Annotated in this window: 21 protein-coding genes; 4 read left to right on the top strand and 17 right to left on the bottom strand. The window is 65.7% G+C overall.

The annotated features are described in order from the left end of the window. Positions 1–97: 97 nt before the first annotated feature. From bamA to HYH08_RS05105, 14 genes are all read right to left on the bottom strand, one after another. Positions 98–2,632: an outer membrane protein assembly factor BamA gene (bamA, locus tag HYH08_RS05040; RefSeq protein WP_220008642.1), complete on the bottom strand. Its 2,535-nt coding sequence runs from the start codon at positions 2,630–2,632 to the stop codon at positions 98–100. 186 nt (positions 2,633–2,818) lie between these two features. Continuing rightward, positions 2,819–3,970, bottom strand: a complete 1,152-nt coding sequence (rseP, locus tag HYH08_RS05045) for an RIP metalloprotease RseP (RefSeq protein WP_220008643.1) — start codon at positions 3,968–3,970, stop codon at positions 2,819–2,821. A gap of 44 nt (positions 3,971–4,014) precedes the next feature. Then, positions 4,015–5,238, bottom strand: coding sequence for a 1-deoxy-D-xylulose-5-phosphate reductoisomerase (gene dxr / locus HYH08_RS05050; protein ID WP_220008644.1), 1,224 nt, complete (start codon positions 5,236–5,238; stop codon positions 4,015–4,017). Positions 5,239–5,242: 4 nt separating this feature from the next. Then, positions 5,243–6,085, bottom strand: a complete 843-nt coding sequence (locus HYH08_RS05055; protein WP_220008645.1) for a phosphatidate cytidylyltransferase — start codon at positions 6,083–6,085, stop codon at positions 5,243–5,245. Beyond that, on the bottom strand, positions 6,082–6,840 hold the full coding sequence (locus tag HYH08_RS05060) for an isoprenyl transferase (protein WP_220008646.1): 759 nt from the start codon (positions 6,838–6,840) through the stop codon (positions 6,082–6,084). The genes HYH08_RS05055 and HYH08_RS05060 overlap by 4 nt, the downstream gene beginning before the upstream one ends. A 10-nt stretch (positions 6,841–6,850) precedes the next feature. Then, positions 6,851–7,414 (bottom strand): ribosome recycling factor, encoded by a 564-nt coding sequence (gene frr, locus HYH08_RS05065; protein WP_220008647.1) that lies wholly within the window; start codon positions 7,412–7,414, stop codon positions 6,851–6,853. 68 nt (positions 7,415–7,482) lie between these two features. Then, positions 7,483–8,199 (bottom strand): UMP kinase, encoded by a 717-nt coding sequence (gene pyrH, locus HYH08_RS05070; protein WP_220008648.1) that lies wholly within the window; start codon positions 8,197–8,199, stop codon positions 7,483–7,485. 63 nt (positions 8,200–8,262) lie between these two features. Then, positions 8,263–9,186 carry a translation elongation factor Ts gene (gene tsf, locus HYH08_RS05075; protein ID WP_220008649.1) on the bottom strand — a complete coding sequence of 308 codons (924 nt, stop codon included), beginning with the start codon at positions 9,184–9,186 and terminating at the stop codon, positions 8,263–8,265. A 132-nt stretch (positions 9,187–9,318) separates the two neighbouring features. Further along, positions 9,319–10,314, bottom strand: a complete 996-nt coding sequence (locus HYH08_RS05080) for a 30S ribosomal protein S2 (protein ID WP_220008650.1) — start codon at positions 10,312–10,314, stop codon at positions 9,319–9,321. 207 nt (positions 10,315–10,521) lie between these two features. Beyond that, positions 10,522–13,026 (bottom strand): caspase family protein, encoded by a 2,505-nt coding sequence (locus HYH08_RS05085; RefSeq protein WP_220008651.1) that lies wholly within the window; start codon positions 13,024–13,026, stop codon positions 10,522–10,524. A 196-nt stretch (positions 13,027–13,222) separates the two neighbouring features. Further along, entirely contained in the window at positions 13,223–13,993 is a 771-nt protein-coding gene (locus HYH08_RS05090) for a carbonic anhydrase (protein ID WP_220008652.1), read from the bottom strand. A gap of 325 nt (positions 13,994–14,318) precedes the next feature. Then, positions 14,319–14,846, bottom strand: coding sequence for a DUF2846 domain-containing protein (locus HYH08_RS05095; protein WP_220008653.1), 528 nt, complete (start codon positions 14,844–14,846; stop codon positions 14,319–14,321). Between the two features lie 112 nt (positions 14,847–14,958). Continuing rightward, a complete protein-coding gene (gene dnaE, locus HYH08_RS05100) occupies positions 14,959–18,462 on the bottom strand; it encodes a DNA polymerase III subunit alpha (RefSeq protein ID WP_220008654.1) in 3,504 nt (1,167 codons plus the stop codon). Positions 18,463–18,925: 463 nt separating this feature from the next. After that, entirely contained in the window at positions 18,926–19,648 is a 723-nt protein-coding gene (locus HYH08_RS05105) for an outer membrane protein (protein ID WP_220008655.1), read from the bottom strand. Between the two features lie 252 nt (positions 19,649–19,900). On the opposite strand from HYH08_RS05105, the gene HYH08_RS05110 reads away from it, so the two are divergent. From HYH08_RS05110 to HYH08_RS05120, 3 genes are all read left to right on the top strand, one after another. Then, entirely contained in the window at positions 19,901–20,221 is a 321-nt protein-coding gene (locus HYH08_RS05110) for a DUF3551 domain-containing protein (protein ID WP_220008656.1), read from the top strand. 1 nt (position 20,222) lies between these two features. Next, entirely contained in the window at positions 20,223–20,498 is a 276-nt protein-coding gene (locus tag HYH08_RS05115; protein WP_220008657.1) for a DUF3551 domain-containing protein, read from the top strand. Positions 20,499–20,629: 131 nt separating this feature from the next. Beyond that, a complete protein-coding gene (locus HYH08_RS05120) occupies positions 20,630–21,958 on the top strand; it encodes an MFS transporter (protein ID WP_220008658.1) in 1,329 nt (442 codons plus the stop codon). A gap of 8 nt (positions 21,959–21,966) precedes the next feature. Here the strand turns inward: HYH08_RS05120 and HYH08_RS05125 are convergent, their stop codons facing one another. Continuing rightward, positions 21,967–22,605 carry an HD domain-containing protein gene (locus HYH08_RS05125; RefSeq protein WP_220008659.1) on the bottom strand — a complete coding sequence of 213 codons (639 nt, stop codon included), beginning with the start codon at positions 22,603–22,605 and terminating at the stop codon, positions 21,967–21,969. A gap of 46 nt (positions 22,606–22,651) precedes the next feature. Then, positions 22,652–23,113, bottom strand: a complete 462-nt coding sequence (locus HYH08_RS05130) for a carboxymuconolactone decarboxylase family protein (protein WP_220008660.1) — start codon at positions 23,111–23,113, stop codon at positions 22,652–22,654. Between the two features lie 122 nt (positions 23,114–23,235). Between HYH08_RS05130 and pdxR the strand changes: the two genes are divergently transcribed. Beyond that, the gene (gene pdxR, locus HYH08_RS05135; protein WP_220008661.1) at positions 23,236–24,642 is read left to right on the top strand and encodes a MocR-like pyridoxine biosynthesis transcription factor PdxR; all 1,407 of its coding nucleotides are present in this window, start codon (positions 23,236–23,238) and stop codon (positions 24,640–24,642) included. 49 nt (positions 24,643–24,691) lie between these two features. On the opposite strand, the gene map is transcribed toward pdxR, so the two are convergent. Then, the gene (map, locus tag HYH08_RS05140; protein ID WP_220008662.1) at positions 24,692–25,441 is read right to left on the bottom strand and encodes a type I methionyl aminopeptidase; all 750 of its coding nucleotides are present in this window, start codon (positions 25,439–25,441) and stop codon (positions 24,692–24,694) included. Between the last annotated feature and the right edge of the window lie 186 nt (positions 25,442–25,627).

Below are 25,627 nucleotides of genomic sequence, written 5' to 3' on the forward strand. Positions count from 1 at the left end.
CTTATCTCACGGATTGAGCACGATCTTTTTGAAAGGCCGATCCCCAGGGAAATCCAAAGGAAACCCCTGGGGAACAGATCATGCCGTGCTGTTTGAATTAGAACGTGGTGCCGCCGCCGAACCGGAATTCCTGCGTGCGGTCGTTCTTGCCCTTGGTCAGCGGCACGGCGTAGTCGAAGCGCAGCGGACCGAACGGCGACTGCCAGATCAGGCCGACACCGACTGACGAGCGGACGACGTTACCGTTGTCATACACCAGGCCGGTACAGGTGCCGGGCGTGGCCGGGTTGATCGTCGAGGGCGTACAGTTCGAGTTCTTGGTCGTGGTCATCTCGTTGGTCACCGACCACGTCGTCGGCCCCTGATAATCATAGAGACCACCAGCGTCGGCGTAGACCGCGCCCTTCAAGCCCACTTCCTTCGGCAAGAACCAGAACGGCATCTGCAATTCGAGCGAAGCGCCCCAATATTTGGTGCCGCCGATGGCGTCCTGCGTGCCGTAAGGGTTCAAATCGCGCGGACCGATTCCGTTCGGAGCGAAGCCGCGGACGAGGTTCGGACCCATCTGGAAGTGATCGAGCATGCGCAGATCCTGGCTGCCGATCTTGTTCAGCATGCCGCTCTGCAAATGCACGAGGCCGACGATGTCCGACACCAGCGGAGCGTAGTACTTCGCATCGACGACCGACTTCAGGTAGGAGACGTCGCCGCCGACGCCGGCGAAATCCTGACGGAAGTCGATGAGCAGACCGTCGGTCGGGTTCTTGTTGTTGTCCAGCGTGTTGTAGGTCAGCGTGTAGCCGAGCGCGGAGGTCAGCGTCTTGCCGTTGGCGAGTTCCTTGCGCACCGGCAGCGAGGCTTCGCCGTCGCTGTAGCAGCCAAGGCCGCTGGTCGAGCTCAGGTCGATGCCGTTGGCGTTGGCGAAGGCCGGGCTCGGGTTGAAGGCTGGCGAGCCGACGACGTTGTTACAGTTCGCCAGATAGTACGGCAGCGTGATTTCCTGCTGGTAGATCGAGTAGCGCAGCTGCAGCGCCAGATCTTCACGCAAGGAGAAGCCGAGGCGCGGCGAGAAGCCGAGCGTCTTGGTGCCGTAGGAGATGTAGCTGTTGGACAGCTGCTGGCGCTGATAGAGGTCGAGGCCGAGCGCGACGCGGTAGTCGAGCAGATAGGGCTCGACGAACGACAGCGAATAGCCGCGTGCATACTGGCCGTAGGTCACCGACGCCTTGGCGAACAGGCCGCGGCCGAGCAGGTTGCGCTCGGAGATCGAAACTTCGGCGAGCGCGCCGTCGGTGGTGGAGTAACCGCCCGAGATCGAGAAGTCGCCGGTCGATTTCTCTTCCATGTCGACGATCAGGATGACGCGGTCGCTCGAGGAGCCGGGCTCCGTCGTGATCTTCACGCTCTTGAAGTAATCGAGGTTCTTCAGGCGCCGCTCGGCACGATCGACCAGCGCGCGGTTGTAGGCATCGCCCTCCGAGATGTCGAACTCGCGGCGGATGACGTAGTCGCGCGTGCGGGTGTTACCGCGCAGGTTGATGCGCTCGATATAGGTGCGCGGGCCCTCGTCGATGTTGAATACGACGGAGACGGTGTGCGCCTCGAAATTGCGGTCGCCGCCGGGACGGACCACGGCGAAGGCGTAGCCGCGGCGCGAGGCCTCGATCTGCATCTCCTCGACCGACTTCTCGACCGATTCGACGTTGTAGAGCGAGCCGACATTGACGCGCGAATAGCTGCGCATCGAGGAGGGATCGAAGTTCGGAATGCTGGAGCGGAAATCGACCGCGCCGACGCGATATTGCGAGCCTTCCTCGATCTTGAAGGTGACGTTGAAGCCCTTCTTCTCCGGGTCGTATTCGGTGAGCGCGGCGACGACCTGGACGTCGGCGAAACCGTTCTTGAGATAGAAGCGGCGGATCAGGTCGCGGTCGGCCTCGACGCGATCGGGATCGTAGATGTCGCTGCTGGCGAGGAAGCTCAGCAGGTTCGATTCGTGGGTCTTGATGACGTCGCGCAGACGGTACGACGAGAACGCGTTGTTGCCGATGAACTCGATCGACTTGACGCCGGTCTTGGCACCCTCCTCGATCGTGAAGACGAGGTCGACGCGGTTGTTCGGCTGCTCGATGATCTCGGGCGTCACGCGCACGTCATAACGGCCGGAACGGCGATAGATCTCGGCGATTCTGAGCGTATCGGACTGCACCATGGCACGGGAGAAGGTGCCGCGCGCCTTGGACTGAACTTCCGCGGTGAGCTGCTCGTCCTTGATCTTCTTGTTGCCCTCGAACGCGATGCGGCCGATCACCGGGTTTTCCACCACGGAGACGATGATCTGGCCGCCGGCGCCGCGGTTGATTCGCACGTCCTGGAACAGGCCGGTCTCGATCAGGGCCTTGAGGCCGTCATCGATGGCGCCCTGATCGAGGCGGCCGCCGGGACCGGGCTTGAAGTAGGAGCGGATCGTCTCCACCTCGACACGACGATTTCCCTCGACGGAAATCGACTGGACGGTCTGGGCAACCGCAGACGAAGACACAAAAGCAGCCCCAACCGGGGCAAGCACCGGCGCGCCGAACATGATCAGGGTTGCGAGCAAGCCCCCCCGGAGTCGCAGTCCAAACTTCATGCGCAACGCGCCCTTATCAACGTGCCAGACCCAACCCCAACGCCGGTCTGGAGATTCCCCAAGTTCGATGCCGCTTGTAGCCAATTTCCTCGATGCCGCAAACGGCAGCAGACATCGTAATTTCAATTTCATTCCAAGACGTTGCTGATCAGCAACGCCATGCACAACGCCACAAAAAAGCCCCTATCAGGACGCCGCCATCCTGAGGATGTCGTTGTAGGTGGCAAACACCATCAACATCAGCACCAGGCCCAGTCCGATTCGGAATCCCATCTCCTGGGTCCGCTCGGACAAGGGCCGGCCGCGAGCCACTTCCGCCGCATAGAACATAAGGTGACCGCCGTCGAGCAGCGGGATCGGGAACAGGTTCAGCAGGCCGATCGACACCGACAGCACGGCGCACAGATTGATCACGAATTGGAACCCGGCGCTTGCGGCCTGACCCGACATTTTGGCAATGCCCAGGACGCCGCTAACCTCGTTGGGATTGCCCTGTCCGACGAACAGCGATCCCAGGAACTTGAAGGTGCTGGTGATGATGAACCAGACCTGCTCGACCCCGATCTTGAGCGCCTCGCCGATCCCGACCGGCGCGGTCGAGGTCTCGCCGGCCTGGGCCTTGTGCTCGACGCCGAGCACGCCGACCTTGTGGCTGTTGCCGAACGGATCCTTGCGTTCGAGCAGCGCCGGCGTCGCCGTCAGCGACACGACGGCGCCGTCCCGCTTCACTTGGAAGGCAAGCGCTGAGCCGGCATTCATCGCAACGATTCGCTGCATATCGGCAAAGCTCTCGATCGGCTTGCCGTCGATCTGAACGACGACGTCACCGACCTTGAAACCGGCGGCCGCAGCAGCGCCGTCCGCAACGACGCCGTCGACCCGCGCGATCGTGCTCGGCTTGCCGTAATACAGGGCCATCCCTGCAAAGATCAGGGCGCCGAGGATGAAATTGGCGATTGGGCCGGCTGCGACGATGGCAGCGCGTGGACCAACTTTCTTGTGGTGGAAGCTGCCGGCGCGCTCCTCCGCCGTCATGGCCGCGAGCTTCTCGGTCGACGGGGTCGAGGCTTCGCTCTCGTCGCCGAAGAACTTGACGTAGCCGCCGAGCGGGATCGCCGAGATCTTCCAGCGGGTGCCATGGCGGTCGTTGAAACCAACGAGCTCAGGTCCGAAACCGAGCGAAAAGGTTAACACCCGAACGCCGGCCCAGCGCGCGACCAGGAAATGGCCAAGCTCATGGAAGAACACGACGATCGTCAGGACGAACAGGAAGGGAACTGCGTAGCCGAGGAGCCCATGGCTCAACGTATTAAAACTATGGGTAAAAAAGTCGATCATCGATGTCCCTCGCCCAGCGCCGCTCGGCCCTGGCCCCGAATTAACTAGGATGCCTTTAAGGCAATTTGAGGCAATAGGGCGGCAGCTCTATTTCGCGCAACATGGTCAACAGAGATTGCATCATCCGCTGAGGTCATGGGGGCCTGGTTCCCGCTGCGGATCCAGTCGTCGAGCGTCGCCTCGACCAGGCGGGCGATGGCGCCGAACCGGATCTTGCCGGCGATGAAAGCGGCGACCGCAACCTCGTTGGCGGCGTTGTAGACGGTGGTCGCCCCCTTCCCGGTGCGGAGCGCGTCGAAAGCCAGCCGCAGTCCCGGGAACCGCTCGAAGTCCGGTGCCTCGAAGGTCAGCTGGCCGATCTTGGCGAGGTCGAGCTTGGCCGCCGGGCCCTTGATCCGGTCGGGCCAGCCGAGGCAATGCGCGATCGGCGTGCGCATGTCGGGCGAACCGAGCTGGGCCATCACCGAGCGATCGGAGAATTCCACCATGCCGTGGATGATCGACTGCGGATGCACCAGCACGTCGATCTCGTCGGGCGAGAGCGCGAACAGATAGGACGCCTCGATCACCTCGAGGCCCTTGTTCATCATCGAGGCGGAATCGATCGTGATCTTCTGGCCCATGCTCCAGTTCGGATGCTTCAGCGCCTGTTCGAGCGTCGCCTGCTCGATGTCGGCGGGCTTCCAGGTCCGGAACGGACCACCCGAGGCCGTGATGATGACGCGGACGAGCTCGTCGCGGTTGCCCGAGGCGAGCGCCTGAAACAACGCATTGTGCTCGGAATCAGCAGGCAAAATGCAGGCGCCTGCTTTCGCAGCGCGCTGCATGAAGAAATCGCCGGCGCAAACCAGGCATTCCTTGTTGGCGAGCGCGACATGCGCGCCGCGATCGACCGCAGCCAGCGCCGGCTTCAGTCCGGCCGCACCGCTGACGGCCGCCATGACCCAGTCGGCGGGACGCGCACCGGCTTCAATCACCGCGCTTTCGCCGGCGCCGCATTCGGTCGCTGTGCCCGCGAGTGCGGCCTTGAGGTCGGCGAGCCTGGAGCTGTCGGCGATCGCAACGAAGCGCGCGGAAAATTCCTTCGCAAGCTTGGCCAGCGCTTCGACATTGCTGTTCGCGGTCAAGGCTTCGACGCGGTAACGCTCGGGCGACGCCCGCAGCAGATCCATCGTGCTGTCGCCGATCGAGCCGGTGGCACCGAGGACCGTGACGCTGCGGATATCGGCCGCAGCAGGCCTGTTGTTACGCAAGGGAACGGCGCTCATATCCTCACCAAACCATAAGACCGCTTCCGGCGCTATGCACACCATGGCGGAGGAAACCGATAATCCATGCCATCAGAATGGCGGCAACGAAGCCGTCCAGACGGTCCAACAGACCGCCATGGCCGGGAATTAAGTGACTGGAATCCTTGACATCGAAGCGCCGCTTCACGGCCGATTCGAAGAGGTCGCCGAGCTGCGAGACCACCGAGAGGACGGCGCTGGCCAGCAGCAATGGAACCGCCTTCCCGATCCCGCAGGCAGCAAAGCCGGCAGCGACCGCAAGGCTCGCCGTGAAGCCGCCAAAGGCTCCGGCCCAGGTCTTCTTCGGACTGACGCGCGGCCAGAGCTTCGGTCCGCCGATGCTGCGGCCGGCGAAATAGCCGCCGATGTCGGTTGCCCACACCACCAGCAGCACGAACATCAGCGCGGAGAAGCCGTTGACGAGATCCTTCCGCACCAGGATCGAAGCGAGCAGCGCCGCCGCTGCATAGGCGAAGCCGGTCGCCGCCCACATGAACTTGCCGCGCGCGATCAGCGTCACGATCGCACCGCCAATGCAGCCGACGATGATCGCGGTCTTGAGTGCGCCGGCGGCGACGCACAGTCCCATCGCGGCGATGACGATCGTCCCTGCTCCGGTCAGCGCGGTCGAGCCCGCACCCACCACCATCAGCCATTCCGCGAACAATCCGATCGACACCAGGGTAACGAGAAGCGCCCACAGCCATCCGCCGGCATAGGCCACCGCGATGACGAGCGGCGCCAACACCAGGGCTGCGAGGACTCGCATCACCAGATTGCTCGGGGCAGGCCTTTCGCCCGCCGGTGCGGCGTCGGGTTCGCTCACGAGGCGGTTTTCGCGACCAGACCGCCAAAACGGCGCTCGCGCCGGGCGAACTCGGCGATCGCGCTTTCCAGCGCCGCCTTGTCGAAATCGGGCCAGTGGATCGGCACGAAGACGAGCTCGCTATAGGCGGCCTGCCACATCAGGAAATTGGACAGGCGCTGCTCGCCGCTGGTGCGGATGATGAGATCGGGATCGGGAATGTCGGGCGCATCGAGATGCGCGCCGAGCGTGTCGGCGTCGATCGAGGCAGGATCGCGCTGTCCTTCCGCAACCTCGCGGGCGAGCTTCTGCGCCGCTTTCGCGATCTCCTGCCGCGAGCCGTAGTTGAAGGCGACGACGAGCGTGAGGCGCGTATTGTCGCGCGTCAGCTCCTCGGCCTCGTTCAGCAGCGCGCAGATGTCGCCCTCGAGTCCCTCGCGCTCGCCGATGATACGGACCTTGACGCCGTCGCGATGCAGGCTGGCGAGATCGTTGCGGATGAAGCGGCGGAGCAGACCGAAGAGATCGCCGATCTCGCTCGCCGGGCGCGACCAGTTTTCGGAAGAGAAAGAGAAGATGGTGAGATAGCGGATGCCGAGCTCGTGCGAGGCGCGCACCACGCGGCGCAGCGCCTCGACACCGCGGCGGTGACCCTCCGCCCGCGGCAGGCCGCGCGCCGCTGCCCAACGCCCGTTGCCGTCCATGATGATGGCGACATGCGCAGGCGCGTCGGACCGGTCGGGTCCTTCCGTGGCGGGCGCGGCGGCGTTGGACATGGAAGCGGCCTTAAACGGTCAGGATTTCTTTTTCCTTGGCGGCCAGCAGCTGGTCGATCTCGGCGATGGTGCCGTCGGTCGCCTTCTGCACCTCGTCGGCGTGACGCTTCTGATCGTCCTCCGACATCTCGTGATTCTTCTCGAGCTTCTTGAGGACGTCGAGACCGTCGCGGCGGACATGGCGCGCGGCAACCTTGGCGGCTTCGGCGTATTTATGCGCGACCTTCACCAGCTCCTTGCGGCGCTCCTCGTTGAGTTCGGGGATGCGCAGGCGCAGCACTTGGCCTTCGGTCGCCGGCGACAGGCCGAGATTGGAATCGACGATCGCCTTCTCCACCGCCTTGACCATGGTCTTGTCCCAGACCTGCACCGAGATCAGGCGCGGCTCCGGCACGCTGACGGTGGCGAGCTGGTTCAGCGGCATGTGGCTGCCGTAAGCTTCGACCTGCACCGGGTCGAGCATGGAGGCCGAGGCGCGGCCGGTGCGCAGGCCGCCAAGCTCGTGCTTGAGCGATGCGACGGCGCCCTGCATGCGGCGCTTGACTTCTTTGAGGTCGAAATTACCCGTGGCCATCACGTTTCTCCTTCAATATCCCGGCGACCCGACCCGCGCCCTTGCTGTAGGGCGCATCCGATGAGCCGTCAGCCGGCGACAATTGTCCCGTGGCCGGCGCCGCGCAGAATCGCGCCGATCGAACCGGGCTCGGCGATCGAAAATACGATGATAGGCAGCGACGTCTCGCGGGCAAGTGCGAAGGCGGTCGCGTCCATCACCTTGTAGCCGCCCTCGATCGCCTGCGAATGCGTCAGGCGGTCGAACCGCGTCGCGGACGGATCCTTCTTCGGATCGGCCGAGTAGACGCCATCGACATTGGTCGCCTTCAGCACCGCCTCCGCGCCGATCTCGGCAGCCCGCAGCACCGCCGTCGTGTCCGTGGTGAAGAACGGATTGCCGGTTCCACCGCCGAGCAGCAGGATCCGGCCTTCGGCCAGGTATTTGTGCGCCGCAGTGCGGGTGAACAGCTCGGAAATCTCGGGCATGACGAAGGCCGAGAGCGCCCTCGCCGGCGTCCCCTTGCGCTCGATCGTGGCTTCGAGCGCAAGGCAGTTCATCATGGTGGCAAGCATGCCCATGGTGTCGCCGGTCGGACGCGACACGCCGCGCGAGGAGACCTCGACGCCGCGAAAGATGTTGCCGCCGCCGATCACGACCGCAACTTCGCATCCGAGCTGGCGGGCGGCGATGAGATCGTCCGCAACCCGGTCCATGGTCGGCTGATCGATGCCAAATCCCTGCTGTCCCGCGAGATACTCGCCGGACAGCTTGACCACGACGCGACGATAGACCGGATCAGTCATGAGCACTTTCCTTGGCCCTGGCGCCGCTTCCGGCGGCAACGCCGGAAGGAGGTGTTCCGGCGCTTACTTCTTGCCGCTGGCCGCCGCGACCTCGGCCGCGAAGTCGCTTTCCTGCTTCTCGATGCCCTCACCGAGAGCATAGCGCACGAAGCCGGCGATCTTCACGGGCCCGCCGACCTTGCCTTCGGCTTCCTTCACCGCCTGCGCCACCGACTTGCCGGTGTCGTGGATGAAGGCCTGCTCGAGCAGGCAGACTTCCTTGTAATAGGTCTTGAGGCCGGACTCGACGATCTTCTCGATCACGTTCTCGGGCTTGCCCTGCTGGCGATATTTGTCGGCGAGAACGTCCTTCTCGCGCTTGACCACGGCCGGATCGAGGCCGGAGGCATCGAGCGCGAGCGGGTTGGTCGCGGCGACATGCATCGCGATCTGGCGGCCGAGTGCGGCGAGCTCGTCGGCCTTGCCCGGCGATTCCAGCGCAACGAGGACACCCAGCTTGCCGGCGCCGTCGATGACCGCGCCGTGGATGTAGTGCGAGACCACGCCCTGGCTCACTTCGAGCGCAGCGGCGCGGCGCAGCGTCATGTTTTCGCCGATGGTGGCGATCGCGTCATTGATCGCGGTCTCGATCGTGACGTCGCCGACCTTGGCGGCCTTGATCTTCTCGACATCGGCCCCGACGTCGAAGGCGACCTGGGCGATCATCTTGACGAGGCCCTGGAACTGGCCGTTGCGCGCGACGAAGTCGGTCTCGGAGTTGACCTCGACCACGACGCCCTTGTTGCCCTTGGTGAGCGCGCCGATCAGGCCCTCGGCCGCGACACGGCCGGACTTCTTGGCGGCCTTGGACAAGCCCTTCTTGCGCAGCCAATCCTGCGCCGCTTCCATGTTGCCGTCGTTCTCGGTCAGCGCGGCCTTGCAGTCCATCATGCCTGCGCCGGTGGACTCGCGCAGATCCTTGACCATCGCAGCAGTGATCGTTGCCATCGTTGAAAATCCTTCTTGCCTGCCGGTTTGCCGCGGCGTGGCCTCGATTGCCCCGCCGCGGTCCATCTCAGGAATTCGCGTCAACTGAATGAAATGGTGGCCGGATCCGATCCGGCCAACCGATCGCTCTGACTATTCCGCTTCCGCGGTCAGCGCCTTGGCCTTGGCGACCCAGGCATCTGCGCGGCTCGGAAGACCGACTTCCTCGCCGATCGTGTGCGCGGTGTCGTGGTCGAGCTCGGCGAGCTGCCAATAGTGGAAGATGCCGAGATCGTTGAACTTCTTCTCGATCGCACCCGAGACGCCCGGGAGCTTCTTGAGGTCGTCGGCGGTGCCGCGGGGACCGGCAAGACCCTGGAAGCCGCTCGAGGAAGGCGCCGGCAGATCTTCGGCGACCGGCTGGGCCGAAGCACCGATGTCGATGCCCGAATCGCCCTGGGCACGCGAGATGCCGTCGATCGCCGCGCGCGCGACCAGGTCGCAATACAGCGCGATGGCGCGGCCGGCGTCGTCATTGCCCGGGACCACATAGGTGATGCCCTTCGGGTCCGAATTGGTGTCGACGATCGCGGCGACCGGGATGTTGAGGCGCTGGGCCTCCTGGATCGCGATGTCTTCCTTGTTGGTGTCGATCACGAAGATCAGGTCGGGCAGACCGCCCATGTCCTTGATGCCGCCGAGCGAGCGGTCGAGCTTGTCGCGCTCGCGCTGCAGCGTCAGGCGCTCCTTCTTGGTGTAGGAATTGGCTTCGCCGCCCGAGAGCACGTCGTCGAGGTGACGCAGGCGCTTGATCGAGGCCGAGATCGTCTTCCAGTTGGTCAGCGTGCCGCCGAGCCAGCGCGAATTGACGAAATACTGCGCGCAGCGCTTGGCCGCGTCGGCAACGCCGTCCTGCGCCTGGCGCTTGGTACCGACGAACAGGATGCGGCCGCCCTTGGCCACGGTGTCGCTGACGGCCTGCAGGGCCGTGTGCAGCATCGGCACGGTCTGGGCGAGGTCGACGATGTGGATGTTGTTGCGCGCGCCGAAAATGAACGGCGCCATTTTCGGATTCCAGCGGTGCGACTGGTGACCAAAGTGCACGCCAGCTTCGAGCAGCTGACGCATGGTGAAATCGGGTAGTGCCATCGTTTGAATTCTCCGGTTGGTTCCTCCGGAAACGTGTGAGCAAAACGGAGCGTTCTCGCCCCGGTTGCCACCGGACGGCCTTGCGAGCCATGTTTCCGTGTGAGATGGCGCGCTGTATAGCGCCATTTCGGCCAGAAGCAAGGAAATAAGGGCCTCATCCCGGGCGTTTCCGCCCGCGAGAGGCCCTTTCCGTAAATACCCCTACCCCTAACACCTCGGCTGGTTGGGCGGGCACTTCTTGGCCGCCGGCGGCGGCGCTGCCGGGCGCGGTGGTGGGGGCGCCGGGCGCGGCGGCGGAGCGACCGCCACCCGAGGGGGCGGCGGAGGCGGAGCCGGCCTGACCACTGGCGGCGGAGCCGGGCGGGCCACCGGGGGCGGCGTGGGCCGGGCCACGGCAACGGGAGCCGGCCGAGGCGGCGGAGGTGCAGCCCGGGGCGGCGGGGCCGAAACGCGCGGCGGAGGTGGCGGCGCGGGCCGCGCCACAGCCTGGGGCCGCGGCGGCGGGGCCGCAGCGGGTCTTGCCGCCTGCGGCGGGACCGGCGGATGAGCCTGCGGCCTGACCGGCTCGTGCGCGGCCGAAGGCGGTGGCGATGGCGAGGCCGGTCGTCCCGCTGCTGCGGGCGGCGTGCCGGTCGCGGTTGCCGGCGGAGCTACGCCGGCCGGCCCATGGGCTGCCGACTTGGCACGATCGGCAGGCGCCCCGCCGGGCGGGGTCTGTGCAACCGGCGGCTTCGGTGGCTGGCCGGGCGCGCCGGCCGGACTTGCCGGATTGGGCGAGGCGGTTGCCGGCGCTGCCGCAGTCGCCGGTGCGCCCGGATGCGTCGGCGTCGGTGCGCCGGGTGCCGTCGCAGCCGGCGCGGGCTTGCCGCCCGGCAAGGGCGCGGCTGCCGCTGGCGGCGCCGGCGGACCGCCATGGGCTCCGGGGACCGGCAGCGTGTTGGCGGCGGGCAGCTTGGCCTGTGGCGCAACGTTCGGAGCAGCCCCCGGCCCGGCATGTGGCGCGGCGCCTTGCGCCGTGCCCGGAGCCGGGCTCGTCCCTGCCCCCGGCGCGACATTCGCCGGCGTCACCGGCGGTGTCCCGGGCCGTGCCGTCGGCTGGACCGTCGCGCTCTGCGGCATCGGTGCCTTGCCCTGCTGGATCAGCGCGGCGCGCTGCGCGACCGCCTGCGGCACGGCCGGGCCGACCGGGTTGGCGCGGCCGGCAACGGCCGGCGCAAGGCTCGCTGGTCCGGACGCCGGTCCCGCCCCCGGCGGCGGTGCGATCGGCCGGTTGATCACGGTGTTGATGACCGTGGTGTTGTGGATGTTCTGGTAGATGATGTTGTTCGGCGGCGGCGCGACATAGACCGGCGGCCTCACGAACACCGGGATCGGCACGAACACCGGCTGCGGCAGCACGAACAGCCCGACCACCGGCAGCGGCGGCGGCAGCACGACGAAGTCGGGCGGCGGCGGCGGGCAGAAATAAACCGGCGGCGGCGGGGGCGGCACGAAGCCGAAATCGGGATCGCTGAAATAGAGCACCGGACGATCGACATAGACCACCTCCTCCGGCGGCGGCGGTGGCACGTCATAGTCGATCATCGCAAAGGTGGGCGGCGGCTCCGCCGGCGCCGTGAGGATCGCAAGGCGCCGGCGCGCATCCGCCGCATGCGGCCCGCGCGGATAACGGCGCAGATACGACCAATAGGCTTCGGGCGTGTCGGTGCGATAGGTCCGCCGCCAGGTGATCGCCTCGCGCCGTGCCGCGACGATCGCCATCACGCGCTTTGCGAGCGGGTCGCCCGGATAGGCTGCGAGAAATTCCTCGTAGGCCGGCAGCGTGTCGCGCTCGAGCGCGGCGGCATAGGCATCCTGCACACCGAGGTCGCGGATCGGCTTGCTGCGGATCGCGGCGACCTGGTCGGGCGCCGCCGCCGGCGGCGGTGCATCGGGCCCGCGCTCGAAGAACGAGAATTGCGCGGTGATCTTCTGCTCGTTCCACGGCACCTGCGCGCCCTTGCTGGCCTCGTTGACGCGCAGGCGGACGCGATCGAACACCTCGGGCAACGGCAGGCCGCCGGTGCGGATCATCTCAGCCAGCGACTGCGCGTAGATGCCGTACGGCCCCGGCTCCTCCGGCGCCACCGTGCCGGGCGCGGCGTTGAACGCGATCAGCATGTTCGGATCGGGCTCGACCAGCGCGAGCCCGCTCGCGATCGGCTGGCCGCCCTCGATGAAGGGCTGCGCGCGCGCCGCGTCGAGCACGATGATGTTGGCCTTGAGCGGGATCGCCGCGAGCTGGCGCGCATAGTCGCTGATGCGCAGGGCCTCGGTCGGAATGTCGGTGTCGCGGGTGATGTTGGAATCGACCGGGATGAAATAGTTCTCGCCGGCAAGCTGCACGCCGTAGCCGGCGAGATAGACCATCGCGACGGTGCCCGGTCCCGAGGCCTGCGCCTTCTGGACGAAATCGCGGAAACTCTTGCGCAGCGTGTCGCCGTCGAGATCGCGCGCGCCGACGACGTCGAAGCCCGCCGCCTGCAGCGTCTGCGCGATCAGGCCGGCATCGTTCGCCGTCGTCGCCAGCGGCGACTTGGCATAGGCGCCGTTGCCAACCACGAGCGCGATGCGCTTTTCCTGCTGCTGTGCACGCGCCGAATCGAGCGCACCTGCGGCGAGCAGCAGGATCGGCAGGAGAAGACAGAGGAAGGCCTTGTTGGTCCCACGCATGGCTTGCTTGCCCGCTCTTGTTGTTGAGGTGCCAAAGCGCATGTGACGCCTGGCCAGCTGAATGACACTTGAACGAAACACTTTGTCACGAAAGGCTTGGATTGAGGCGGCGGCATGGCGCCAGCCGCCCCCAATCCGTTGCGTCAGCTCCGCGTAAGCCTTACTGGCCAAACCAAGCGAAAGGCCACGAACTCGTTCAGCCTTGCGCGATCAGATCGACCGCGCCCGTCGTCAGCCGATAGATGCCACCGACAACCTTCAGCTTGCCCTGCTCCGCGGCCGCGTTGAGGATCGGCGCGGCCGTCTTCAGCTTGGCAATGTTGTCGATCACGTTCTGCCGGATCGCCTTGTTGAGCACGTCGCCGCCCTGCTGCATCGCAGCCTTCGCGGCGGGGGCGATCGCCTCGACCAGCGAGGGAATGTGGCCCGGCAGCGGCTTGTCGTCCTTGATCGACTTCAGCGTCGCATCGACCGCACCGCAGGCATCATGGCCGAGCACGAGTATCAGCGGCGTGTTGAGCACGGCGACCGCGTATTCCATGCTGGCGATGGTCTCGGTGCCCGCAAAGTTTCCGGCGACCCGGCAAACGAACAGGTCGCCGCGGCCGGTGTCGAAGGCGTATTCCGGCGCAATACGCGAATCCGCACAGCTCAGCACGGCCGCAAATGGATTCTGTCCGCCCGCGAGCGCCTCGCGCTCGTGCTTGAAATCATGCCGGCGCGACACGCCCGAGACGTAGCGCGAATTGCCATCCATCAGACGCTTCAACGACGCGTCGGGCGAAAGCACGTTCTCCGGCTTCGGCGGCGCCTTGGCGTCCTTTGCGTAGGCCGCGCCGGCGAAAGCTCCGCCGCCGACGGCCATGCCGAACGCAGCAACGCCAAACAGCATCGCGGACCGCCGTGACGGCGCGATATCCTGATGGTGAGATTCCAGATGCAGAGAGTCAGAACACTTGTCGCACATGTGACGTTTTCCCAGGGTCAGTGACGAATGGAAACGTCGCGAGGATAGGTTTCCCGATGTGAAGAAATAACAAATGGTGAAGGGTGCAACTTATCATTGCTGCAACGCCAACCATGCTGCGCAGCCGAAATGATCGCTTGTGTCGCGCGCAGCGACTGCACCGACCTGCACCCGCCTGCAGGCATTCGCCATCAACCGCAAAAGCAGACGCGACAAAATGTGTGAAGATTTTCACGCAAAACAAACGGGGCGCGCGTTTGCACGGAGAGCTTGCTCAAGCAACGATCCAGAAGGCAGCGGCGATTCGTCCAGATCGCATCGCCACCTAGTCGACAGCTTGCAGTTCGGCGAGCTTCGTTCGTGCAGTCGCCTCGTCCAGCGCCACGAGCTCGCCCGGCCCGAGATTGGCTTCACCTGCCGTCGCAACGGAAACGACCGCAAGCCCGGCGAGGCCGCCGAGGATCGCTCCTCCCGTCGTGGCATCGTGCCGGGCACTGCTCTTGATGAGGTAGAAATGCGTCCGGCCGGACTCCATCACGATCTCGCGCTTGGTATCACCGGGAAACAACGCCTCGCTCAGCAGCACCTCGTGCCGGCCGGCAGGACGATCGGCATAGGCGTATTTCCCGGCCAGGACCGTTCCGAGCGGTGCGCCATCGAGCTTCACCTGGCAACCGCAGATGGCCATGCTCAGACCTTGCCGCTTGTCCTGCAAGAACACGACGCGTGACTGCCCTGCACGCGGAGGACCGACTTTTTGCGAGACCGATGCGAAGTCGGTTCCGACCTGATCGCTGACGCAGCCCGTCAGCACGGCACCGACGGCCAGCAACAACACGCCCACGCGCAGCATGACGCCCCCATTCCAATTCCCCGGAGCATGCTAGCCGGAAAGAGCGAAAAGTTGCAACCGGCCCGGTATGACAACTCGATGAAGGCGGGCCGCAAGCCGCGGATAGATGCCGCTACAGCTGCTCGACGTCCACCACGCCCGCCACCGCCTTGATCGCGCCGGCGATCTGCGGCGAGACCTTGAAGCGGCCGGGCAGCTTCATCTCCACCTCGGTCCCGAGCTCGAGCATCATCACCAGCGAGACCTCGCCGTCGCCATTCGAGCGCGGCGCGATGCCGGGGCTGCCGATTTTTGGCGCGGCGCCGTTCGAGGCGGCGGCGTCGGGTCCGGCGAGACGCTTGGCGATCGAGTCCAGCGGCTTGGTGTCGCGCAGGAAGATGCGCAGGCCCTTCTGCGTCTTGGCGGCGGCATCATCGAGCGGCTCGGCGTGCAGCACGCGGGCGCGCACGTCCTCGCCCTGGAGCTCGGCGCCCAATTGCAGCAGCACGGCCGCGCCCGGCTCGAGCACGTCGCGATATTGCGCGAGGCCTTCGGAGAACAGCACCGCCTCGAAATGGCCGGTGGGATCGGACAGCCCCATGATGCCCATCTTGTTGCCGGTCTTGGTGCGCCGCTCCATGCGCGACACTACGGTCGCCGCGACCTTGCCGGCGGTGGCGCCGGTCTTCACCGCGCGCGAGAACTCGGCCCATGACTGCACCCGCAGGCGCTTCAGCACGGTGGCGTAATCGTCGAGCGGATGGCCCGACAGGAAGAAGCCGATCGCGTCATATTCGCGGCGCAGCCGCTCGGCCGGCAGCCACGGCTCGATCTGCGGCAGCATGATGGTCGGCGCATCGGCCGAACCGCCGAACATGTCGTTCTGGCCGATGGTCGCAGCCTCGTTCGCGCGCTGGCAGGCGGCGAGGATCGCATCCGCGCCGGCAAAGACGCGGGCGCGGTTCGGCTCCAGCGTGTCGAAGGCGCCGGCCGCGGCGAGGCTTTCGATGATGCGCTTGTTGATCGCACGCGGCGACACGCGCGCGGCGAAATCGGCGAGCGAGGTGAACAGGCCGTTCTTGGTCCGCTCTTCGATGATCTGCTCGATCGCCTGGATGCCGACGCCCTTCAGCGCGGCGAGCGCGTAGTAGATGACCTTGTCGCCGACCTCGAAGGTCGCGCCCGAGCGATTGATGTTGGGCGGCTCGACCTTGATGCCGAGGCGCTGCGCCTCGGAGCGGAATTCGGAGAGCTTGTCCGTGTTGTTGAGATCGAGCGTCATCGACGCCGCGATGAACTCGACCGGATAATGCGCCTTCATATAGGCGGTGTGGTACGACACCAGCGCGTAAGCGGCCGCGTGGCTCTTGTTGAAGCCGTAGTCGGCGAACTTCGCCAGCAGCTCGAAGATGGTCTCGGCCTGCCCCTTCGGCACGCCGTTCTTGACCGCGCCGGCCACGAAGATGTCGCGCTGCTTGTCCATCTCGGCGCGGATCTTCTTGCCCATGGCACGGCGCAGGAGGTCGGCGTCGCCGAGCGAATAGCCCGACATCACCTGCGCGATCTGCATCACCTGCTCCTGGTAGATGATGACGCCGAAGGTTTCCTTCAGGATCGGCTCGAGCACCGGATGCAGATATTCCGGCTCCTCGTCGCCGTGCTTGCGCGCGCAATAGGTCGGGATGTTCGCCATCGGGCCCGGGCGATACAGCGCCACCAGCGCGATGATGTCCTCGAAACGGTCGGGCCGCATGTCGACCAGCGCGCGCCGCATGCCCGCGCTTTCCACCTGGAACACGCCGACCACCTCGCCCCGCGCCAGCATCTGGTAGCTCTCGGCATCGTCGATCGGGAGCGTGGCGAGATCGACATGGATGCCGCGCGGCTTGAGCAGCTTGCAGGCGACGTCGAGCACGGTCAGCGTCTTCAGGCCGAGGAAGTCGAACTTCACGAGGCCCGCCGGCTCGACCCATTTCATGTTGAACTGGGTCACCGGCATGTCGGATTTCGGATCGCGGTAGAGCGGCACCAGCTCGCTGAGCGGACGGTCGCCGATGACGATGCCGGCCGCATGGGTCGAGGCGTGCCGGGTCAGGCCTTCGAGGCGCTGGGCGATGTCGAAGGCGCGCGCCACGATCGGATCTTCGTCGCGGAACGCCTGCAGCTTCGGCTCGCTCTCGATCGCCGCCGCCAGCGTCACCGGCGCGGCCGGATTCTGCGGCACCAGCTTGGTCAGCTTGTCGACCTGGCCATAGGGCATCTGCAACACGCGGCCGACGTCGCGCAGCACGCCGCGCGCCTGCAGCGTACCGAAGGTGATGATCTGCGCGACCTGGTCGCGGCCATAGCGTTCCTGGACGTACCTGATCACCTCGCCGCGGCGGTCCTGGCAGAAGTCGATGTCGAAGTCCGGCATCGAGACGCGTTCGGGATTGAGGAAGCGCTCGAACAGCAGGCCGAACTTGATCGGATCGAGGTCGGTGATGGTCAGCGCCCACGCCACCAGCGAGCCTGCGCCGGAGCCGCGGCCCGGTCCGACCGGGATGCCTTGCGACTTCGCCCATTTGATGAAGTCGGAGACGATCAGGAAGTAGCCGGAGTACTTCATGCGCATGATGACGTCGAGCTCGAACGCCAGGCGCTTGTTGTAGTCCTCTTCCGTCGTGCCCTGCGACAGGCCGTGCACGCGGAGCCGATTGGCGAGCCCCTCTTCCGCCTGGCGCTTCAGCTCGGACGACTCGACCGCTGCAGCGTCGGAGCTTGCAGCGGCGCCCACCGTGAAGAACGGCAGGATCGGCTTGCGCGTCAGCGGGCGGAACGAGCAGCGCTCGGCGATCTCGACCGTGGACGCCAGCGCCTCCGGAATGTCGGCGAACAGCACCGCCATCTCGGCGCGGGTCTTGAAGCGGTGATCGGGCGTGAGCTGCACGCGGTCGGTCTCGGCAATCAGCCGGCCGCCGGCGATGCAGAGCAGCGCGTCATGGGCCTCGTAATCGTCGGTCGATGCGAAATACGGCTCGTTGGTCGCAACCAGCGGCAGGCCCTTGGCATAGGCGATGTCGATCAAGCCGCTCTCGACGCGCCGCTCGTTGTCGGTGTTGTGGCGCTGCAGCTCGACGTAGAGGCGGTCGCCGAACAGATTGGCCAGACGCTCGCAGCGGCTCGCGGCAAGCTCGGCCATGCCGCCGGCCAGCGCCTGCGAGATCGGACCGTCCGGTCCGCCGGTCAGCGCGATCACGCCGTCGGTCTCGCCGTCGAACCAGTCGAACTTGATGAAGGGGGCGTGGCTGTCGGGCGATTCGATGAACGCCCGCGAGTTCAGCCGCATCAGGCTGCGATAGCCGCGCTCCTGCGCGGCCAGCAGCACGATGCGCAAGGGTCCCATCGCGTTGCGCGCGTTCGGATCCTGGTCGCCGAAATCGACGGCGAGTTCCAGGCCGACGATCGGCTGGATGCCGTAGCCGGCCATCTTGTCGGAGAATTCCAGCGCGCCGAACAGATTGTCGGTGTCGGTCAGCGCCAGCGCCGGCTGGTGGTCCTTCTTGGCGAGCTCGCCGAGCTTGGCGATCTTGATCGAGCCCTTGAGCAGCGAATAGGCCGAGTGAACGTGAAGGTGGACAAATCCGGCGCTCGGCATGGTCGCGTGACGGCCTCTTGCAAATGGGTTGGAGCGGTCGCCGGCTCCAGGGGATCATGGAAGCTTCCCGCCCCACCCGGCCGACTCGCCTCACAATGGTGGGGTGTCGCGCCGCCAGAGTCCACGCCGGAGCGGCCGATCTGCCGCGCCGTCCCGCTTTTCCCCAAGGGAGGCCCTGTCAGGGCTGCGGGATCAGAGCTGCGGGATCACCTGCGCCCAGATTGCGATCATCCCGACGAACAGCGAGATCGAGGCGAGTGCGGCGGCTTCTTCCACGAAAATCCTGAACATGGTTTGCTCCCTCAGCAGAACGTATAAAGAACATTGTTCTCATTTCGTTCTTGGGAGTCAAGCGATCCGGGCCATCTCGAAATGCAATGGTTAATCCGTTGAATTCACGAATAAAAAAGCCCCGGCGCGAGGCCGGGGCTTTTGAGAACCGCTTCTTGCGAAGCGATCAGTGTCAGTACTTGCCGAGGATCGGGCCGCCGAACTTGTAGTTCAGGCGGACGAGACCCATGTCGACGTCCTGCTTGGTATGGATCGCCAGCGTGCCGAACGCGCCGGTCAGGGTCTGATCCTTGCCATCCAGGAAGATGTGGTTGTATTCGGCGCCGACCGACCAGTTCGGAGCGAAGCCGTATTCGAGGCCTGCGCCAACCGTGCCGCCCCAACGGGTGTCGTCGGAAGACCCGAGTCCCACGCCGGCGAACGAAGCGTCGTACTTGGTGCTGACCACAGCGGCACCGCCCTTCACGTAGAGCAGCACGTTGTTCCAGGCGTAGCCGACCTGGCCGGTGAGCAGACCGAACGCGTCGATCTTGGTGTTGTTGGTGAAGCCGGAGATCGCGCCGACATGGCTGCCGGAGAAGTCGGCCCAGTTGCCCTGGCCTTCCACGCCGAACACGAACTGGCCGGACTGCCAGCGATAGCCGATCTGGCCACCGACCGTGCCGCCGGTCGCATCGTGCGAACCGTCGCGGCCGAAGCCGACCAGATCCCAGGTCGCGTGCGACGAACCACCGCCGCCGTTGAGACCGATGTAGAAGCCGCTCCAGTCGTAGATGGTGGCAACCATCGCTGGCGCCTTGGTGTACGGACGAGCCGCGAGATCAGCAGCCAGCGCCGGTGCAGCCGCGCTCAGCGCGACGAGGCTCACAGCAGCAAGCAACAAGTTCTTCTTCATTTGAATCCCGTTCCAGTTTCTTAGTAGGCCCCCGGGCCGTTGCGTGGTCATAACAGCGATCGACGGAATTGCTGTAACCACGACGCAACACTGCGCACCAAAGGCCCGCGCAACATTAATGAAGATTTAGCGGAGCGCGCTGGAAACCCTTTGAAACAAGAGTTTTCAGCAGTTCCAATGCTTTCTGAACGCGCTACACTGCGCGCGCGCGTAACATCGTCGCGCGCACGATCGCGTGATGGAGATTTGAAAATGCGTCGACGAATGACCTTCCTCATTGCCGCCACATTTTCGCTCGCTCTCGCCTCATTTGCGTTGACGCTGGGTGCAAGCACACCAGTGCGCGCGTTCGGCACGCATCACGCGTTCTGCCTGACCGGCGATGAATGGCCGGGCCTGAGCAATTGCACGTTCGACACTTATGCGCAGTGTCAGGCGAGCGCGTCAGGCCGCGCGCTCACCTGCCTTGCGAATCCGTATTTCGCAGGAGAGAGCGATGATCCCTACGCCTATCAGAACCGTCCGCGTACGCTGGCGCCGGGTTACGCGCAGGGCTACCTCCCGCCGCGCTGAGATGCGCAGCACAGCTCTCGCACTCGCTGCCACCGGCGCGCTCCTCGTGAGCGCAACTGCCCACGCGCAGACCTATGATCCGAGCTATCCGGTCTGCATGCAGATCTACGGCCCGGTCGGCTATTTCGACTGCCGCTACAATTCGCTCGAGCAGTGCCGATTCCTTGCCGTCGGCCGCTCGGCGAGCTGTCTCGTGAATCCCTATTATCCGCAGCGGAGAGCCGCTCCGCGGTCCAGGCGTTCCGGCGGATGTCGGCCCTCGCAAGCGGGATGCTGATATGCGGGCTGCTTGCACCGCGCCTGACCGGTTGACGCAAGCTGATCCGGGTTTAAGTACGACAGACAAATCTTGCAGGGGTGGCGACGTTCGCTGGGCTGGTTCCCGCCAACGCCACCAATGCAGGACAGATGACGACCAAGTCTCAGGCGACCACGCCTCACGCGACCTCGTCTCGCGCCAGTTCAACGGCAGCTTCGGCGCGCCCTCACCTCGCCATCGTCCTGTTCTCGCTCGCGATGGGCGGCTTTGCGATCGGAACCACCGAGTTCGCATCGATGAGCCTGCTGCCGTTCTTCGCCGCCGACCTCCACATCGACGAGCCGACCGCCGGCCACGCCATCAGCGCCTACGCGCTCGGCGTCGTGCTGGGCGCGCCGCTGATCGCGGTGCTCGGCGCGCGCTTTGCCCGGCGCACGCAGTTGCTGGCCCTGATGGCCGTGTTCGCGATCGGCAACGGGCTCACTGCGCTTGCGCCCGGCTTTGGCTGGATGATCGCCGCGCGCTTCCTGTCGGGATTGCCGCACGGCGCCTATTTCGGCATCGCCGCGCTGGTCGCCGCCTCGCTGGTGCCCACCGATCGCCGCTCGCGAGCGGTTGGTCAGGTGATGCTCGGTTTGACCGTCGCGACCATCATCGGCGTGCCCATGGCCAATTGGATCGGCCAGGCGGTCGGCTGGCGCGCGAGCTTCGGCCTCGTCTCGGTGCTGGCGCTGCTCACCGTGCTGCTATGCGCGCTGTTCGCGCCCCGCGACCAGGCCGGCCGGTCGGATCCGCTGCGCGAGCTCGGCGCCTTGAAGAGCGGCCGGGTTTGGATCACGCTCGCAATCGGCGCCATCGGCTTCGGCGGCATGTTCGCGGTCTACACTTATCTGGCGACGACGCTGATCGAGGTCACCAGGGTCAGCCCCTCCGTCATTCCGTTCTTCCTGGCGATCTTCGGCGTCGGCGCCACGCTCGGCAATCTGTTCGTGCCGCGCTTTGCCGATCGCGCCTTGATGCCGACGGCGGGCGTGATCCTGCTGTTTTCGGCGGTCACGCTGCTGCTGTTTCCGCTCGCCGCCCATAACCCTTGGCTGCTCGCAGCCGACGTCTTCGCGATCGGCACTGGCGTCTCGATCGGCGCCATCCTGCAGACACGCCTGATGGACGTCGCGGGCGAGGCGCAGGCGCTTGCCGCCGCGCTGAACCATTCGGCCTTCAACACCGCCAATGCGCTCGGCCCGTTCCTCGGCGGCCTCGCCATCCGCGAAGGCCTCGGCTGGACCTCGACGGGTCCGGTCGGCGCTGCGCTCGCGCTGCTCGGCTTCCTGATCTGGATCGTCGCCTGGCGCGACGCCCGGACCGCTGCAATGACCACTGCCTCAGGCGCCGGCGCTGCTCCGCCGAAGAACGCGCCAACACCGCCGGCGCCAGCCCCTCGCAGCCGCTCGGATGCCGGCCGGGAGCCGGTGGCGTAGGCGCCGGCTCAGGTTTGCCAGGGTGTGTTGCGGATGCGTGTGCACGCGTTCGGCTTGCGGAAGGTCGGATCATGATCCTCGATATAGTCGAAATTGACCGTCCCGAACGTCGTGTGGGGCTTCTTCAGCGCCGAGCAGGTCTGGACCTTTAGGAACTCGTTCTTGAAGTCGCCGCGTGGAAACGCGGAGATGACCTCGTCGCGCTGCTCCGGCGTGTATTCGTCAAACCCTACGCCGACGACGTCCACCAAGACCCCTGCATTCGTGAGCGCGATCTCCGGCCGCATGTATTGCGGAATTCCCGGTGTGGTGTGCAGCGCGATCGCCTCCCACACCAGATCGGCTTGCGGCTCGCCAATCCCGCGCGCCCGGAGGAAATCGCGCGCGGCGTCGGCCCCGTCCACCTCAAACCGCTTGGTCTCCGTGTGGTAATGATCGACAAGGCCGAGGTCGTGAAACAACGCCGCGACATAGAGCAGTTCGGAATCGAATTTCAGCTTCTGCCGCAACCCCTTCATCGCGCCGAACACGTAGACGCGTACCGAATGGTTGAACAGCATCTCGTCCTCGTAACTGCGCACCAGCTCGGCGGCCTCGCGCGCCAGCTTGCTGTCGGGAATTTTGATGCCGGAAATCACGCTCGTCATTTTAAGCTCCTGTCCTGCATGTCCGCTGACGTGGTGCCGCGGTCCGTCAGGCGGCCTTGGCGATGGCGGCCTGGGGCGTATTTCGGAAGCTGATCGACATGCGATTATACGCATTCATCAGGCTGATCGCGATCGTGAGATCGACCAGCTCGCGCTCGCTGAAGATCTTCCGGGCGGCCTGATACGCCTCGTCCGGCACGCCGGTCTCGGCGACGCGGGTTACAGTCTCCGCCCATGCCAGCGCCGCACGTTCGCGTTCGTCGAACAGAGCACCGGCCTCGGCCCAGGCTTGTAGCAAGGCGAGCTTTTCGATCTTCACCCCGAGCTTGAGCAGGTCGCGCGTATGCATGTCGAGGCAATAGGCGCAGTTGTTGATCTGCGAGACGCGCAAGTAAGCAAGAGTCACCAGCGTCGCGGGCAACCCACTCTGCATGACGTAGCCGTAGACCCCACCCAGCGCCTTCGCACCTGCCGGTGCGATGCGATTGTAGTCGAGACGTTCGCTCATCTGCTTTCTCCTTGTCCTGGATGATCGATGAGGAGCGGCGCGCTCCCCTTGCGCCTCAGATGTTCTTTCCATGGTCCACAAAAAAGCACCAAGAACGGACAGAACTCGTGTACCAGGGAGGCATGGTCAAACCGCTGCGGCTGGAACTCGATCGATCGGCAAAGACGTCGCTGGCTGAACAGATCCACAAAGGGATCAGGACCGCCATCGAACGGGGTGTGCTGGCGCCGGGCTCGCGCCTGCCGTCCTGGCAGGATTTGGCAGCCCAGCTGGGTGTCGCGCGCGGCACCGTGCGCTCGGCCTACGAAAAGCTTTCCTCCGCCCAATTGATCGTCGCGGCCCGCGCGACCGGAACGCATGTCGCGGACCGGCCGCCCTTCCCGGTCCGGCAGGAGAGCGCGCCGGACCTCGGCCCGTTCATGCAGATGTACCAGGAGCTCACGGCGGGTCCGGCCATCTTCCAGATGGGCGTGCCGGCGCGGGAGACCTTTCCCGCCAAGCTTGTCGCGCGGATGCGCGCGCGTGCCGTTCGCGTCGAGGCGAGTGCGCCGGCAATCTATCCCGACCCGCGCGGCGAACGGGACTTGCGGCACGAGATTGCCGGCTATCTGGCGTTGGCGCGAGGGATCGCCTGCGCACCGTCCCAGATCATCATCACCGGCGGTTTCAGCGGTGGCCTCGGCCTGGCACTTCGTGTGCTCGGCCTCGAGCAGAAGAAGGCGTGGATCGAGGATCCGGGTTTTCCGTTCACACGGCACGGCCTCCAGCTTGCGCGGCTGTCGCCCGTGCCTATTCCGGTTGACGCTGATGGGATCGACGTCGGCTACGGACTGCAACATGCCCCTGACGCCGCGCTGGTCGTCGTGACACCCGGACAGCAGGCACCTCTGGGATCGACGCTTTCGCTGGAAAGACGTTCACGCCTGCTCGACTGGGCCGCACACAACAGGGCATGGGTGATCGAGGACGACTATCTCAGCGAGCTTCAGCTCAGGGGCCGGGCGACGCCTGCGCTGGCCTCGCTCGACCGCGCCGGTCGCGTCATTCACATCGGCTCCTTCAGCAAGACCGTGACTCCTGCTTTACGGCTCGGCTTTGTCGTCGCACCCGCAGCTCTTGTATCGCGTTTCGCCGAAGTGGCGGCATGCCTTGCGCCGGCGCCCGGGCCGGCGGTGCAACTCGCGATGGCCGATTTCATCCGAGACGGCCACTATCTGCGGCATCTGAGACGCACCAAGCGAGTCTACGCCGCGCAAGCCGATGCGCTGCTGAAATACCTTCGCCCGCGCGCCGCAAACGTCGAGCTTGCCGGATTGGCGGCGGTCTTGCGATTGCCCAGGAAGGCGCCGGATCTCGCCATCGCCAGGCGAGCGATGTCGTTCGGATTGGCGCCTACTCCGCTCTCGCTCTGGTACGCCTCGAAGGCTTCGTGCTGCCCCGGTCTGTTGCTGGGCATCGCGACAAGCCCGCACAAGAAGATCGAAGCGGCTTCCGACCGGCTGCTTCAGATCATCCACGATCTGACCTGACCCGGTGCCACGACGAATTCTGGCGCGTCCGGCCCTGATCCAGGCGGCCTCAGCCCGCCAGCGTGACGATCAAGGGCCCGTTCCGGGTTGCGATCACCGTGTGCTCGTACTGAACGGTCGGCGCCTCGGGGCTGCTGTAGAGCGTCCAGGGATCATCGCCATCCTGGGCCCATTCGGCGCCGAGCGACAGGAACGGCTCGACGGTGAACACCAGGCCGTCGCTCATGACGCGGCGTTCGGAGCGGTCGGGCCAAGTCGCGATCTCCGTCGGCTCCTCATGGAGTGACCGGCCGACACCATGGCTGGCGAGATTCCTGATCAGGCTGTAGCCGTGCTTCTGCGCAAAAACCCCGATCGCCTTGCCGATGCCGGCAATCGGCTTGCCGGTCCCGACCTGCTGAAGCCCCGTCCACATCGCCCGCCTTCCGTCGCGGCAAAGCCGTTCGATCGCGCGTGTCGCGGGCGGCACCGCGAACGAGGCGCCGGTATCGGCGAAGAAGCCGTTCTTCTCGGCAGACACGTCGATGTTGACGAGGTCGCCGCGCGCGATGCGCCTGTCACCCGGGATGCCATGTGCGACCTCCTCGTTCACGCTGATGCAGGTCGCCCCGGGAAAGTCATAGGCAAGCTCCGGCGCCGAACGCGCGCCGCCGGCCTCCAGCAGTTGTCTCCCGATCTGGTCCAGCTCGGCTGTGGTGATGCCAGGCTCGAGCGCCTTGCCCATCGCCTCCAGGGTCTTGGCGACGATGCGGCCGATCTCCTTCAGGCGCGTGAGGTCGTTGTCGTCGGAGATCGTCATGGCAGGGCTCTGTTGCGGGAAGGCCGGACATAGCGCTTGTGAGCCCGGCATGCAAACGCGAGGGCGCGTAGGTCCGGCGCCGATCTTGGACTGTTTACTGCCAGGGCGTCGCCCTGCGCGGCCGTGCTGACGGCTGCGCTGAAGACCCGCGAGTGCGGCGGAGCAGCGCCGGGATGCACTTCGGCA

Origin of the sequence: Bradyrhizobium sp. BR 10289, assembly GCF_019455385.1 — a bacterium.
Taxonomy (GTDB): domain Bacteria; phylum Pseudomonadota; class Alphaproteobacteria; order Rhizobiales; family Xanthobacteraceae; genus Bradyrhizobium.